Origin of the sequence: Pseudomonas sp. IT-P171, assembly GCF_949767765.1 — a bacterium.
In the GTDB taxonomy this organism is placed as follows: Bacteria; Pseudomonadota; Gammaproteobacteria; order Pseudomonadales; family Pseudomonadaceae; genus Aquipseudomonas; species Aquipseudomonas fluorescens_B.
Genome location: NZ_CATKQN010000008.1, coordinates 127,131 through 141,631, shown reverse-complemented (window position 1 = coordinate 141,631; position 14,501 = coordinate 127,131). Strand labels below are relative to the sequence as shown.

Below are 14,501 nucleotides of genomic sequence, written 5' to 3'. Positions count from 1 at the left end.
TCTATGGCTGACGAACAGACAGTGGATACGCAAAATCAAGATGCCAACCAGGGCTCCGCGGCTTCGGGTGAAGACCTCGCGGCTCGTGTACAAGTGCTCGAAGAGCAACTGGCAGGCGCGCAGGATCAGGCTTTGCGTGTTGCCGCCGATCTGCAGAACGTCCGCCGTCGCGCTGAGCAGGATGTAGAAAAAGCGCACAAATTCGCCCTGGAAAAATTTGCAGGCGATTTGCTGCCGATCATCGACAGCCTGGAGCGTGGCCTGGAGTTGTCCAACCCGGACGACGAAAGCATCCGCCCTATGCGCGAAGGCATCGAGCTGACCCTGAAAATGTTCCAGGACACCCTGAAGCGTTATCAGCTGGAAGCGATCGATCCGCATGGCGAACCGTTCAATGCCGTTCTTCACCAGGCAATGGCCATGCAGGAAAGCGCTGACGTCGAGCCGAACAGTGTGCTCAAGGTGTTCCAGAAGGGTTATCAGCTCAATGGACGTCTGCTGCGCCCGGCCATGGTCGTGGTCAGCAAGGCCCCGGCACCTGTTTCGCCATCGATTGACGAGCAGGCTTGAAATTAGCCGCAAGGCCCCCATTTAGAAGTCAAGCGTTTAAGTATTACCGCAGTTAGCCACCACTGCTGCGGCAACCAAATCCAAAGTTTCGGGAGAGTGAACATGGGCAAAATTATCGGTATCGACCTGGGGACTACCAACTCCTGCGTCTCCGTGCTTGAAAACGGCGTAGCCAAAGTAATCGAAAACGCCGAAGGCGCGCGTACCACGCCGTCGATCATCGCTTACGCCAACGACGGCGAAATCCTCGTGGGCCAGTCGGCCAAGCGTCAGGCAGTGACCAATCCGCACAACACCCTGTATGCGGTGAAGCGTCTGATCGGTCGTAAGTTCGACGAAGAAGTCGTGCAGAAAGACATCAAGATGGTCCCTTACAAAATCGCCAAGGCTGACAACGGCGATGCGTGGGTAGAAGTGAACGGCCAGAAAATGTCGCCGCCACAAATCTCGGCTGAAATTCTGAAGAAAATGAAGAAGACCGCCGAAGACTACCTCGGCGAGCCTGTGACCGAAGCGGTGATCACCGTTCCGGCCTACTTCAACGACAGCCAGCGTCAGGCGACCAAAGACGCCGGCCGCATCGCGGGCCTGGACGTTAAACGTATCATCAACGAACCGACCGCAGCCGCACTGGCTTACGGTATGGACAAAGCGAAAGGCGATCACACCGTGATCGTTTACGACTTGGGCGGCGGTACTTTCGACGTTTCCGTGATCGAAATCGCTGAAGTCGATGGTGAGCACCAGTTCGAAGTATTGGCCACCAACGGTGACACGTTCCTGGGCGGTGAAGACTTTGACATTCGTCTGATCGACTACCTCGTCGACGAATTCAAGAAAGAAAGCGGCATGAACCTCAAAGGTGACCCGCTGGCCATGCAGCGCCTGAAAGAAGCTGCTGAAAAAGCCAAGATCGAACTGTCTTCGAGCATGTCGACCGACGTGAACCTGCCGTACATCACTGCAGATGCCACCGGTCCTAAGCACTTGAACGTGAAAATCTCCCGCGCCAAGCTTGAAGCGCTGGTAGAAGACCTGGTTCAGCGCACCATCGAACCTTGCCGCATCGCTCTGAAAGACTCCGGCATTGACGTTGGCGCTATCAACGACGTGATCCTGGTGGGCGGTCAGACCCGTATGCCACTGGTTCAGAAGTTGGTGACCGAGTTCTTCGGTAAAGAAGCACGTAAAGACGTGAACCCGGACGAAGCCGTTGCCATGGGTGCTGCTATCCAGGGCGCCGTATTGGCCGGTGACGTGAAAGACGTTCTGCTGCTCGACGTCAGCCCGCTGACCCTGGGTATCGAAACCATGGGTGGCGTGATGACCGCGCTGATCGAGAAAAACACCACGATTCCTACCAAGAAATCGCAAGTGTTCTCGACTGCCGACGACAACCAGGGCGCCGTGACCATTCACGTGCTGCAAGGTGAGCGTAAGCAAGCTGCTCAGAACAAGTCCTTGGGCAAGTTCGACCTGGCCGAGATTCCACCAGCACCACGTGGCGTGCCACAGATTGAAGTGACCTTCGATATCGACGCCAACGGCATCCTGCATGTCGGCGCGAAAGACAAGGCTACCGGCAAGACTCAGTCGATTGTGATCAAGGCCAACTCCGGTCTGTCCGAGGAAGAGATTCAGCAGATGATTCGCGATGCTGAAGCCAACGCCGAGGAAGACAGCAAGTTCGAAGCGCTGGCAGCAGCCCGCAACCAGGGCGACGCGCTGGTTCACTCGACTCGCAAAATGGTCGCAGACGCTGGCGATAAAGTGACGGCTGAAGAGAAGACTGCAATCGAAGCTGCCGTGGTTGCCCTGGAAGCCGCCGTTAAAGGCGACGACAAGGCTGCCATCGAAGCCAAGGTTGAAGAGCTGTCGAAAGTCTCCGCTCCAGTGGCGCAGAAGATGTACGCCGAACAGGCCCAGCCTGCTGAAGGCGCTGCACCGCAAGGCGAATCGGCTGAGAAGGCTGACGACGTTGTCGATGCCGAGTTCGAAGAAGTCAAAGACCACAAGTAAGTCAGTGGTCGTCCGGTTGACTGCCTTGCGGCGGTGACTGGTAGGATGTCGCCGCGCGGGAGCTTGCTCCCGCGTTGGCGTGTCTGGAGTACACGAATTTTTACAGCATGCGACAGCGTTTGTGTGTTGGCGGTATGGCCGAAGATGCTCCTGCTTTTCGGGCCGAAAGTACTGCAATGAAATCAAAGACCAGGATCGTTGAATTGACGTGAGTTGGGTCCGGGCCTGTATTGGGGCTCAACGAGTTTGGCGAGGCTCAGGAGGGGTTTGCCGAACGTCCTTAAGAGTGCAAAGACTTATGGCAAAGCGTGACTATTACGAAGTATTGGGTGTTGAACGAGGCTCAAGCGAAGGGGACCTGAAAAAGGCCTACCGTCGCCTGGCGATGAAGCACCACCCGGACCGTAATCCCGATGACAAAGCGTCGGAAGAAATGTTCAAAGAGGCCAACGAGGCCTACGAAGTGCTGTCCGATTCCAGCAAGCGCGCGGCGTACGACCAGTATGGTCATGCCGGTGTTGACCCAAGCATGGGTGGCGGCGGTGCCGGGTTTGGCGGTCAGAACTTCTCCGACATCTTTGGCGATGTCTTCAGTGACTTCTTCGGTGGCGGTCGCGGCGGTGCTCGTGGCGGCGCTCAGCGCGGCAGCGACTTGCGCTACACCCTGGAGCTGAATCTGGAAGAGGCGGTGCGCGGTACTACCGTTAACATCCGCGTTCCGACACTGGTCAACTGCAAGCCATGCGATGGCTCCGGTGCCAAGAAAGGCTCCTCGCCGGTTACCTGCCCGACGTGCGGCGGTATCGGTCAGGTCCGCATGCAGCAAGGTTTCTTCTCGGTGCAGCAGACCTGCCCGCGCTGCCATGGTCAGGGCAAGATCATTTCCGATCCATGCACCTCCTGCAACGGTGACGGTCGCGTCGAAGAGTACAAGACCCTTTCCGTGAAAGTGCCGGCCGGTGTCGACACCGGTGACCGCATTCGTCTGTCCGGCGAAGGCGAGGCGGGTGCCCAGGGCGGTCCGACTGGCGACCTGTACGTGGTGATCAATGTGCGCGAGCACGCGATCTTCCAGCGCGATGGCAAGCACCTGTTCTGCGAAGTACCGATCAGCTTCGTCGACGCGGCGCTGGGTGGCGAGCTGGAGATTCCGACCCTCGATGGTCGGGTCAAACTGAAAATCCCTGAAGGGACTCAGACCGGCAAACAATTCCGTGTGCGCGGCAAAGGCGTTGCGCCCGTGCGTGGTGGCGGTGCCGGTGACCTGATGTGCCGTGTGGCGGTAGAGACTCCGGTTAATCTGGGTCGTCGTCAGCGCGAATTGCTGGAAGAGTTCCGCAGTTCGCTGGCGGACGACAACAGCCATTCGCCGAAAACCACCGGTTGGTTCGAAGGCGTGAAGCGCTTCTTCGGCGATCTGTAAGGAGTGAGCATGCGACGTATAGCTGTGATGGGCGCTGCTGGCCGCATGGGCAAAATCCTGGTCGAAGCCGTGCAGCAACGCGCGCCGCAGACAGGTCTGACGGCCGCCATCGTTCGCCCCGGCAGCACTCTGATTGGTGTGGATGCCGGTGAGCTGGCTTCGTTGGGGCGTATCGGTGTGCCGTTGTCCGGTCATGTCGAGGCGGTCGCGGATGAGTTCGATGTGTTGATCGATTTCACGCTGCCGGAAGTCATGCTGAAAAACCTGGCTTTCTGCCGCAAGGCAGGCAAGGCCATGGTGATCGGCACAACGGGGCTCGATGCTGCGCAGAAGCAATTGCTGGTCGAGGCGGGCAAGGACATTCCTGTCGTGTTCGCGGCCAACTTCAGTGTCGGCGTGAATCTGTCGCTGAAGCTGCTCGACATGGCTGCTCGCGTGCTGGGTGATGAGGCGGATATCGAAATCATCGAGGCTCATCATCGGCACAAGATCGACGCGCCTTCAGGCACGGCCCTGCGCATGGGTGAAGTGATTGCCAGCGCACTGGATCGCGATTTGCAGAAGGTCGCGGTCTACGGGCGTGAAGGCCACACTGGTGCGCGTGAACGGGAAACGATCGGTTTTGCGACGGTGCGTGGCGGTGATGTGGTCGGTGATCACACGGTGCTGTTCGCTTGTGAGGGCGAGCGCCTCGAAATCACACACAAGGCGTCGAGTCGCATGACTTTCGCCAAGGGTGCGGTGCGTGCGGCGTTGTGGCTGGACGGTCGTGAGCCTGGCCTTTACGACATGCAAGACGTGCTCGACCTGCGTTAAGATGCACCCGAAACCGGGTTCCGGCTCAACGATGGGGCCCGGTTTTATTACGCCAAGCGACGTCCTGTCGCATTCTCCGGCCTTTAAGGCTCATTGGCGGTAGACCAAAAAAGCCTTTTTCTGTAAGCTACAGCTTTAGTGTGTCCACTAAAAGCGCGCAGAATAATTCAGTGAAGAAGCGGGGTGACGTGTCCATACGTCACTCCGCTTTTTTACAACCTGCGATCGCCCTTTCAGGCTTTATTTACGGGAGGTCTTCTTGACTAAGCCAGCCATACTCGCCCTTGCTGATGGCAGCATTTTTCGCGGCGAAGCCATTGGAGCCGACGGTCAAACCGTTGGTGAGGTGGTGTTTAACACCGCAATGACCGGCTATCAGGAAATCCTTACCGATCCTTCCTACGCCCAACAGATCGTTACCCTGACTTACCCGCACATCGGCAACACCGGCACCACGCCGGAAGACGCCGAGTCCGACCGCGTCTGGTCCGCTGGCCTGGTTATCCGTGACCTGCCACTGGTTGCGAGCAACTGGCGTAACACGATGTCCCTGTCCGACTACCTGAAAGCCAACAACGTTGTGGCCATCGCCGGTATCGACACCCGCCGTCTGACACGCATCCTGCGTGAAAAAGGCGCACAGAACGGCTGCATCATGGCCGGTGACAACATTTCCGAAGAAGCGGCCATCGCCGCTGCCCAGGGCTTCCCTGGCCTCAAGGGCATGGACCTGGCGAAAGTCGTCAGCACCAAGGAAACCTACGAGTGGCGCTCGACTGTCTGGGACCTGAAAACCGACAGCCACGCGACCATCGATGCCTCCGAGCTGCCATACCACGTGGTTGCCTACGACTACGGCGTCAAGCTGAACATCCTGCGCATGCTGGTCGCGCGCGGTTGCCGCGTCACCGTGGTGCCGGCGCAAACACCTGCCGCTGATGTTCTGGCGATGAAGCCGGACGGCGTGTTCCTGTCCAACGGTCCTGGTGATCCGGAGCCTTGCGACTACGCGATCCAGGCGATCAAGGACGTACTGGAAACCGAAATCCCGGTGTTCGGTATCTGCCTCGGTCACCAGCTGCTGGCCCTGGCTTCCGGCGCCAAGACCTTGAAAATGGGTCATGGCCACCACGGCGCCAATCACCCGGTCCAGGACCTGGACACCGGCGTGGTGATGATTACCAGCCAGAACCACGGTTTTGCGGTAGACGAAGCGACCCTGCCCGCCAACGTCCGCGCGATTCACAAGTCGCTGTTCGACGGCACCCTGCAAGGGATCGAGCGTACCGACAAGAGCGCCTTCAGCTTCCAGGGTCACCCGGAAGCCAGCCCTGGCCCGAACGACGTAGCGCCTCTGTTCGATCGCTTCATCAACGAAATGGCCAAGCGACGCTGATCGCTGGCCTTGATGCAGCAAGGCCTGGGGGCGGTCCCGACACCGGCGACCCCTCCAGGCTTCACAGATTGAACAAGACGGCTTGCCGACTGACCTGCGGATTTGAGTGACAAACCCATGCCAAAACGTACAGACATTAAAAGCATCCTGATTCTCGGCGCTGGCCCGATCGTTATCGGCCAGGCCTGCGAATTCGACTACTCCGGCGCCCAGGCCTGCAAAGCCCTGCGCGAAGAGGGTTACCGCGTCATCCTGGTGAACTCCAACCCAGCGACCATCATGACCGACCCGGACATGGCCGACGCCACCTACATCGAGCCGATCAAATGGCAGACCGTTGCCAAGATCATCGAGAAAGAGCGTCCGGACGCGCTGCTGCCAACCATGGGCGGCCAGACCGCGCTGAACTGCGCACTGGACCTGGAGCGCGAAGGCGTTCTGGAGAAGTTCGGCGTAGAGATGATTGGTGCCAACGCTGACACCATCGACAAGGCTGAAGACCGTTCGCGCTTTGACAAGGCAATGAAATCCATCGGTCTGGACTGCCCGCGCTCGGGTATCGCCCACAGTATGGAAGAAGCCAACGCAGTGCTCGAGAAGCTTGGCTTCCCGTGCATCATCCGTCCGTCCTTCACCATGGGTGGCACGGGTGGCGGTATCGCTTACAACCGTGAAGAGTTTGAAGAAATCTGCGCCCGCGGCCTGGACCTGTCGCCGACCAAAGAGCTGCTGATTGACGAATCCCTGATCGGCTGGAAAGAGTACGAGATGGAGGTTGTCCGCGATAAGAAGGACAACTGCATCATCGTCTGCTCCATCGAAAACTTTGACCCGATGGGCGTGCACACCGGTGACTCGATCACCGTTGCTCCGGCACAGACCCTGACGGACAAGGAATACCAGATCATGCGTAACGCCTCCCTGGCGGTACTGCGCGAGATCGGCGTGGAAACCGGCGGCTCCAACGTCCAGTTCGGCATCTGCCCGGACACTGGCCGCATGGTGGTCATCGAGATGAACCCGCGTGTATCCCGCTCTTCGGCACTGGCCTCGAAAGCCACTGGTTTCCCGATTGCGCGTATCGCAGCCAAGCTGGCGATCGGCTACACCCTGGACGAACTGCAGAACGAAATCACCGGCGGTGCTACGCCTGCATCCTTCGAGCCGTCCATCGACTATGTCGTGACCAAGCTGCCACGCTTCGCGTTCGAGAAATTCCCGAAAGCCGACGCGCGCCTGACCACTCAAATGAAGTCGGTGGGTGAAGTCATGGCCATCGGCCGGACTTTCCAGGAATCCCTGCAGAAAGCTTTGCGCGGTCTCGAAGTGGGCGTTTGCGGCCTGGACGAGAAGCTTGACCTGAGCAATCCGGAAAGCATGAGCATCCTCAAGCGCGAACTGACCGTGCCGGGTGCCGAGCGTATCTGGTACGTGGCGGACGCGTTCCGCGCCGGTCTGTCGGTCGAAGACATCTTCGGTATGAACATGATCGACCCGTGGTTCCTGGTGCAGATCGAAGATCTGATCAAGGACGAAGAGAAGGTCAAGACCCTGGGTCTGGCCAGCATCGACCGCGACCTGATGTACAAGCTCAAGCGCAAGGGTTTCTCCGACATGCGTCTGGCCAAGCTGCTGGGCGTGACCGAGAAGGCACTGCGTCGTCACCGTCACAAGCTGGAAATCTTCCCGGTCTACAAGCGCGTTGACACCTGCGCGGCCGAGTTCGCCACTGACACCGCCTACATGTACTCGACTTACGAGGAAGAGTGCGAAGCCGCGCCGTCGGGCCGCGACAAGATCATGATCCTCGGCGGCGGTCCAAACCGTATCGGCCAGGGCATCGAGTTCGACTACTGCTGCGTGCACGCGGCGTTGGCTCTGCGCGAAGACGGTTACGAGACCATCATGGTCAACTGCAACCCGGAAACCGTTTCCACCGACTACGACACCTCCGATCGCCTGTACTTCGAGCCGGTGACCCTGGAAGACGTGCTGGAAATCTGCCGCGTCGAGAAGCCGAAAGGTGTGATCGTCCAGTACGGCGGCCAGACCCCGCTGAAACTGGCTCGCGCCCTGGAAGAAGCCGGCGTGCCGATCATCGGCACCAGCCCTGACGCCATCGACCGTGCCGAAGACCGTGAGCGCTTCCAGCAGATGGTCGAGCGTCTTAACCTGCGTCAGCCGCCAAACGCCACTGTGCGCAGCGAAGACGAAGCGATTCGTGCCGCCGCCAAGATCGGCTACCCGCTGGTGGTGCGCCCGTCCTACGTACTGGGCGGTCGTGCGATGGAAATCGTCTACGAAGAAGAAGAGCTCAAGCGCTACCTGCGTGACGCGGTGAAAGTGTCGAACGACAGCCCGGTGCTGCTCGACCACTTCCTCAACTGCGCCATCGAAATGGACGTGGATGCGGTCTGCGACGGCACCGACGTAGTGATCGGCGCAATCATGCAGCACATCGAGCAGGCTGGCGTTCACTCCGGTGACTCCGCTTGCTCCCTGCCGCCGTACTCGCTGCCTGCCCACATCCAGGACGAGATGCGCGAACAGGTCAAGAAAATGGCCCTGGAACTGGGCGTAGTCGGCCTGATGAACGTTCAGTTGGCGCTGCAAGGCGAAGACATCTACGTCATCGAAGTCAATCCGCGCGCTTCCCGTACCGTACCGTTCGTCTCCAAGTGCATCGGTGTGTCCCTGGCGATGATCGCGGCTCGCGTAATGGCCGGTAAAACCCTGAAGGAAATCGGCTTCACCAAAGAAATCATTCCGAACTTCTACAGCGTGAAAGAGGCAGTGTTCCCATTCGCCAAATTCCCTGGCGTGGACCCGATCCTGGGCCCAGAGATGAAGTCCACCGGTGAAGTGATGGGTGTGGGCGATACCTTCGGCGAAGCCTTTGCCAAAGCTCAGATGGGTGCCAGCGAAGTGCTGCCGACTGGCGGTACCGCGTTCATCAGCGTGCGTGACGATGACAAGCCACTGGTTGCAGGCGTGGCCCGTGATCTGATCAACTTGGGCTTCGAAGTGGTCGCCACTGCCGGTACTGCCAAGCTGATCGAAGCCGCAGGCCTGAAAGTGCGTCGTGTGAACAAGGTGACCGAAGGCCGTCCACACGTGGTCGACATGATCAAGAACGACGAAGTCACCCTGATCATCAACACCACCGAAGGTCGCCAGTCGATCGCCGATTCCTATTCCATTCGTCGTAATGCCTTGCAGCACAAGATCTACTGCACCACTACCATTGCTGCTGGCGAAGCTATCTGCGAAGCGCTGAAGTTCGGTCCCGAGAAGACCGTGCGCCGCTTGCAGGATCTACACGCAGGATTGAAGGCATGATCAAATACCCAATGACCGTCCAGGGCGCAAAAGCCCTGGAAGAAGAACACGCTCACCTGACCAAGGTCGTCCGTCCGAAGCTCAGCCAGGACATCGGTACGGCTCGCGAGTTGGGTGACTTGAAGGAAAACGCCGAATACCACGCTGCTCGCGAGCAGCAAGGTATGGTCGAGGCGCGGATTCGTGACATCGAAGGCCGGATTCAGAATCAGGTCATCATCGACGTCACGACCATTCCTCACACCGGCAAAGTGATTTTCGGCACCACCGTTGAAATCGCCAACGTCGAGACTGATGAAAGCGTCACTTACCACATCGTGGGTGAGGATGAGGCTGACTTCAAACTCGGCAAGATTTCGGTAGGTTCGCCATTGGCCCGCGCCTTGATTGCCAAGGAAGAGGGTGATGTGGTCGCGGTGAAAACGCCGGGTGGCGTTATCGAGTACGAGATTGTCGAAGTCCGCCACATCTGAACGCAGGCGCCCGCTTCGAGCGGGCGCGTTGCTATGGCAGCTGACTCAGATGTTGTGGGTCGGCGGCCTGTGGCTGTTGCATATCGGTCTGTTGCCGGTGTTCGGCCATATTGGTCTGGCGCCGCTGCTGATCGACGAAATTGCAGGCATGCTGAACTCGCTGATGGTGGGATTCGCCGCAGCGTGTGTAATTTTTCAGGCTTTGGTGCTGGTTCAGGCCGAGGGCTTTGCCAGTCTATGGCGCGATATTCGCGGGCAGTTGCTGCTGATGGCGTTGTATGCGTGCGCGATGTATGTCGCGGTGCGTGTCGGCTGGCCGGATGCCGTGCGTTGGCAGGTGTTCAGTTATCTGGTTCTGGGTTTTTCCGGGCTGGTGCTGGTACTGCAACCGGTGCCCGGATGGAGTGGCAGGGTGCGCGAAGCACACCCTTGACCCTTGCCATCACTTGAAGCGATGAACGTTCGACAGCTGCTTGTTGACGCTGAAGTTCTTGCGGTAAATCAGTGCCATCTTGCCGATGACCTGAACCAGATCCGCTTTGCCGGCCTTGCAGAGCTCTGCAATGGACGCCAGGCGCGATTCACGATCGAGGATGTTGAGCTTGATTTTGATCAGCTCGTGATCCGCCAGGGCGCGTTCAAGTTCGGCTAACACACCTTCAGTCAAACCGTTGTCAGCCACGATCAAAACCGGTTTCAGATGGTGGCCGATGGATTTGTACTGTTTCTTCTGCTCTTGAGTGAGCGGCATAATCTGACCCTTTAGTCTGGATTCTGTAAAATGGCGGCCATTTTACCCGAGGGTTCGTGGATCCGCCCAATTAATCACGACCCTTATCATCGAGGTGCCCAATGGCGCGTTCCAAGACAAGCCTTGGTTGGCTGAAAAGACATGTCAATGATCCCTATGTGAAGCAGGCGCAGAAGGATGGTTACCGCTCGCGTGCGAGTTACAAGCTTCTGGAGGTCCAGGAGAAATACAAGCTGATCCGTCCGGGTATGAGCGTTGTCGACCTGGGGGCGGCGCCCGGCGGCTGGTCGCAGGTCACTAGTCGGCTGATCGGTGGTCAGGGGCGACTGATCGCCTCGGACATCCTGGAAATGGACAGCATTCCGGACGTGACTTTCATCCAGGGTGACTTCACCCAGGACGAAGTGCTCGCTCAGATTCTTGAAGCCGTGGGTAATTCGCAGGTGGACCTTGTGATTTCCGATATGGCCCCCAATATGAGTGGTACGCCTGAGGTGGACATGCCCAAAGCCATGTTCCTATGTGAGCTGGCTCTTGATCTGGCGGCTCGGATACTCAAGCCGGGTGGTAATTTCGTGATCAAGGTGTTTCAGGGTGAAGGGTTTGATGCTTACGTGAAGGACGCTCGTCAGAAATTCGACAAGGTCCAGATGATCAAGCCGGACTCTTCCCGTGGCAGTTCCCGCGAGCAATACATGCTGGCTTGGGGCTACCGCGGCCGTAGTGAGTAAATCGAGGTTTTTTTGCGGGTCGATAGGATTTTCGTATTTCGCCCCGTGAGCTTTAGCGAATACTGTGTAGAAAGTGTTTCACAAAGGGTTACAGACGGCGCCTGCCAGAGCCGTAGGTAATGTAGTAAGTTAGGCCGGTGAATATCATGCGAAGCGCGCGCCATTAGCGGAGCTTGCTTCAGAGGGTAGTTAATTGAACGATATGGCAAAGAATCTGATCCTGTGGTTGATCATCGCGGCTGTCCTGGTGACGGTGATGAACAACTTCTCCAGCCCTAACGAGCCGCAGACCCTCAACTATTCCGACTTCATCCAGCAGGTCAAGGATGGCAAGGTCGAGCGCGTAGCCGTTGATGGCTATGTGATTACCGGTAAGCGCAACGATGGCGACAGCTTCAAGACCATCCGTCCCGCTATCCAGGACAATGGTCTGATCGGCGATCTCGTGGATAACCACGTGGTAGTCGAAGGTAAACAGCCTGAACAGCAAAGCATCTGGACACAACTCCTGGTCGCGAGCTTCCCGATCCTGGTGATTATTGCCGTGTTCATGTTCTTCATGCGGCAGATGCAGGGCGGCGCCGGAGGCAAGGGCGGGCCGATGAGCTTCGGCAAGAGCAAGGCGCGCCTGTTATCCGAAGACCAGGTGAAAACCACCCTGGCTGACGTTGCCGGTTGCGACGAAGCCAAAGAGGAAGTCGGCGAACTGGTCGAGTTCCTTCGTGATCCGGGCAAGTTCCAGCGTCTGGGCGGTCGCATTCCACGCGGCGTGCTGATGGTCGGTCCTCCAGGTACCGGTAAAACCTTGCTGGCCAAGGCGATTGCCGGCGAAGCCAAAGTCCCGTTCTTCACCATTTCCGGTTCCGACTTCGTCGAAATGTTTGTCGGTGTCGGTGCGAGCCGTGTTCGCGACATGTTCGAGCAGGCCAAGAAGCACGCTCCATGCATCATCTTCATCGATGAAATCGACGCCGTCGGTCGCCACCGTGGTGCCGGTATGGGCGGTGGTCACGACGAGCGCGAGCAGACGCTCAACCAGTTGCTGGTAGAGATGGACGGCTTCGAAATGAATGACGGCATTATCGTCATTGCCGCAACCAACCGTCCGGACGTACTGGACCCTGCGTTGTTGCGTCCGGGCCGTTTCGACCGTCAGGTCGTGGTGGGTCTGCCGGATATCCGCGGTCGCGAGCAGATCCTCAAGGTCCACATGCGCAAAGTGCCGATGGGTGACGACGTTGCTCCGGCGGTAATTGCTCGTGGTACACCTGGCTTCTCCGGTGCCGACCTGGCCAACCTGGTGAACGAGGCGTCGTTGTTCGCTGCCCGTACAGGCAAGCGCATCGTCGAAATGAAAGAGTTCGAACTGGCCAAAGACAAGATCATGATGGGCGCCGAGCGCAAATCCATGGTCATGTCCGAGAAAGAGAAGCAGAACACCGCTTATCACGAAGCAGGCCACGCCATCGTGGGTCGCGTCGTGCCAGAGCATGATCCGGTCTACAAAGTGTCGATCATCCCGCGCGGTCGTGCACTGGGTGTGACCATGTTCCTGCCGGAAGAAGATCGCTACAGCCTGTCCAAGCGTGCATTGATCAGTCAGATCTGCTCGCTGTACGGCGGCCGTATCGCTGAAGAAATGACCCTGGGCTTCGACGGTGTGACCACCGGTGCGTCCAACGACATCATGCGTGCCAGCCAGATTGCACGGAACATGGTGACCAAGTGGGGGCTTTCGGAAAAACTCGGTCCGTTGATGTATGCCGAAGAAGAGGGTGAAGTGTTCCTCGGTCGCGGCGGCGGTGGTCAGAGTGCAAGTTTCTCCGGTGAGACAGCCAAGCTGATCGACTCCGAAGTGCGCAGCATCATTGATCAGTGCTACGGCACGGCCAAGCAGATCCTCACGGATAACCGTGACAAGCTCGACGCCATGGCTGATGCCCTGATGAAGTACGAAACGATCGATGCTGATCAGATCGACGACATCATGGCAGGTCGTACGCCTCGCGAACCTCGCGACTGGTCGGGCGGCACCGGTACTTCCGGAACACCTCCGGCAGTACAGGATCCGCGTCCGGAAACACCGATCGGCGGTCCGGCTGCTGACGTTTAAGGTTTGAAATGACTTCTGTTCAGTCCTCGACCCGGTTGCCATGCGGCAACCGGGTTCTTGATTTGGCCCAGACGCATGTCATGGGCATTCTCAATGTCACTCCCGATTCATTCTCTGACGGCGGCCAATACAGCCAGCTCGACGCGGCCTTGCGTCACGCTGAGGCCATGGTGTTGGCTGGCGCGACGCTGATTGATGTCGGCGGCGAATCGACCCGGCCCGGTGCCAGGGCGGTTTCCCCCCTGGAAGAGCTGGAGCGCGTAGCGCCGATCGTTGAGCGCATCAATCGCGAGCTGGATGTGATCATCTCGGTCGATACCTCCACGCCAGCCGTCATGCGTGAAACCGCGCGGCTTGGGGCAGGTTTGATCAATGACGTTCGCGCATTGCGCCGTGAAGGCGCCCTTGACGCGGCCGCGGACACCGGTTTGCCGGTTTGTCTGATGCATATGCTGGGCGAGCCGGGCGACATGCAGGACAATCCGCATTATCAGGACGTGACCAAGGAAGTGAGCGAGTTTCTCGCCGAGCGCATGGCGCAGTGTGCATTGGTCGGAATTCCGGCTGAACGGATCATCCTGGATCCGGGTTTCGGCTTCGCCAAAAACTTGCAGCACAATCTAAGTTTGTTCAAACATATGGAAGCCCTGCATATCTTCGGGCGCCCCTTGTTGGTCGGGGTTTCGCGCAAGAGCATGATAGGTCAGGCCTTGAATCGCCCGGTTGGAGAGCGACTGCATGGCGGTTTGGCGCTCGCGGCGCTGGCTTCATTCAAGGGGGCGCGTATATTGCGCGTCCATGATGTGGCCGAAACCGTCGATGTGGTGCGAATGATCGCTGCAGTGGAATCAGCCGAATAAGAATGATGGA

At 58.4% G+C, this 14,501-nt stretch carries 12 protein-coding genes; 11 read left to right on the top strand and 1 reads right to left on the bottom strand.

Annotated features, from left to right (window positions below):
* Positions 1–3 precede the first annotated feature (3 nt).
* The 8 genes from grpE (at position 4) to ACM6I5_RS07110 (ending at position 10,469) form a co-directional block, all read left to right on the top strand.
* Complete coding sequence (gene grpE, locus ACM6I5_RS07145) at positions 4–570, top strand: nucleotide exchange factor GrpE (protein WP_017336461.1); 567 nt, start codon at positions 4–6, stop codon at positions 568–570.
* Between the two features lie 102 nt (positions 571–672).
* A complete protein-coding gene (gene dnaK / locus ACM6I5_RS07140; RefSeq protein WP_017336462.1) occupies positions 673–2,589 on the top strand; it encodes a molecular chaperone DnaK in 1,917 nt (638 codons plus the stop codon).
* Positions 2,590–2,887: 298 nt separating this feature from the next.
* Positions 2,888–4,012: a molecular chaperone DnaJ gene (dnaJ, locus tag ACM6I5_RS07135; RefSeq protein WP_017336463.1), complete on the top strand. Its 1,125-nt coding sequence runs from the start codon at positions 2,888–2,890 to the stop codon at positions 4,010–4,012.
* 9 nt (positions 4,013–4,021) lie between these two features.
* Entirely contained in the window at positions 4,022–4,828 is an 807-nt protein-coding gene (dapB, locus tag ACM6I5_RS07130) for a 4-hydroxy-tetrahydrodipicolinate reductase (RefSeq protein WP_017336464.1), read from the top strand.
* A 259-nt stretch (positions 4,829–5,087) separates the two neighbouring features.
* Positions 5,088–6,224: a glutamine-hydrolyzing carbamoyl-phosphate synthase small subunit gene (gene carA / locus ACM6I5_RS07125; protein ID WP_017336465.1), complete on the top strand. Its 1,137-nt coding sequence runs from the start codon at positions 5,088–5,090 to the stop codon at positions 6,222–6,224.
* Between the two features lie 117 nt (positions 6,225–6,341).
* Entirely contained in the window at positions 6,342–9,563 is a 3,222-nt protein-coding gene (gene carB / locus ACM6I5_RS07120; protein ID WP_017336466.1) for a carbamoyl-phosphate synthase large subunit, read from the top strand.
* A complete protein-coding gene (greA, locus tag ACM6I5_RS07115) occupies positions 9,560–10,036 on the top strand; it encodes a transcription elongation factor GreA (RefSeq protein WP_010463507.1) in 477 nt (158 codons plus the stop codon). Before carB ends, greA begins: the two co-directional genes overlap by 4 nt.
* A 28-nt stretch (positions 10,037–10,064) precedes the next feature.
* Positions 10,065–10,469, top strand: a complete 405-nt coding sequence (locus ACM6I5_RS07110; protein WP_414883460.1) for an MFS transporter — start codon at positions 10,065–10,067, stop codon at positions 10,467–10,469.
* 9 nt (positions 10,470–10,478) lie between these two features.
* On the opposite strand, the gene ACM6I5_RS07105 is transcribed toward ACM6I5_RS07110, so the two are convergent.
* Complete coding sequence (locus ACM6I5_RS07105; protein ID WP_017336468.1) at positions 10,479–10,787, bottom strand: YhbY family RNA-binding protein; 309 nt, start codon at positions 10,785–10,787, stop codon at positions 10,479–10,481.
* A gap of 101 nt (positions 10,788–10,888) precedes the next feature.
* Between ACM6I5_RS07105 and rlmE the strand changes: the two genes are divergently transcribed.
* The 3 genes from rlmE to folP all read left to right on the top strand — a co-directional run bounded on the left by rlmE (position 10,889) and on the right by folP (position 14,491).
* Positions 10,889–11,518 (top strand): 23S rRNA (uridine(2552)-2'-O)-methyltransferase RlmE, encoded by a 630-nt coding sequence (rlmE, locus tag ACM6I5_RS07100; protein WP_007900501.1) that lies wholly within the window; start codon positions 10,889–10,891, stop codon positions 11,516–11,518.
* 202 nt (positions 11,519–11,720) lie between these two features.
* Entirely contained in the window at positions 11,721–13,631 is a 1,911-nt protein-coding gene (ftsH, locus tag ACM6I5_RS07095) for an ATP-dependent zinc metalloprotease FtsH (protein WP_017336469.1), read from the top strand.
* Between the two features lie 8 nt (positions 13,632–13,639).
* A complete protein-coding gene (gene folP, locus ACM6I5_RS07090; RefSeq protein WP_017336470.1) occupies positions 13,640–14,491 on the top strand; it encodes a dihydropteroate synthase in 852 nt (283 codons plus the stop codon).
* Positions 14,492–14,501 lie beyond the last annotated feature (10 nt).

Coding starts and splice junctions, on each gene's coding strand:
- grpE (WP_017336461.1), top strand. CDS start 4: ATGGCTGACGAACAGACAGTGGATACGCAAAATCAAGATGCCAACCAG.
- dnaK (WP_017336462.1), top strand. CDS start 673: ATGGGCAAAATTATCGGTATCGACCTGGGGACTACCAACTCCTGCGTC.
- dnaJ (WP_017336463.1), top strand. CDS start 2,888: ATGGCAAAGCGTGACTATTACGAAGTATTGGGTGTTGAACGAGGCTCA.
- dapB (WP_017336464.1), top strand. CDS start 4,022: ATGCGACGTATAGCTGTGATGGGCGCTGCTGGCCGCATGGGCAAAATC.
- carB (WP_017336466.1), top strand. CDS start 6,342: ATGCCAAAACGTACAGACATTAAAAGCATCCTGATTCTCGGCGCTGGC.
- greA (WP_010463507.1), top strand. CDS start 9,560: ATGATCAAATACCCAATGACCGTCCAGGGCGCAAAAGCCCTGGAAGAA.
- ACM6I5_RS07105 (WP_017336468.1), bottom strand. CDS start 10,787: ATGCCGCTCACTCAAGAGCAGAAGAAACAGTACAAATCCATCGGCCAC.
- rlmE (WP_007900501.1), top strand. CDS start 10,889: ATGGCGCGTTCCAAGACAAGCCTTGGTTGGCTGAAAAGACATGTCAAT.
- ftsH (WP_017336469.1), top strand. CDS start 11,721: ATGGCAAAGAATCTGATCCTGTGGTTGATCATCGCGGCTGTCCTGGTG.
- folP (WP_017336470.1), top strand. CDS start 13,640: ATGACTTCTGTTCAGTCCTCGACCCGGTTGCCATGCGGCAACCGGGTT.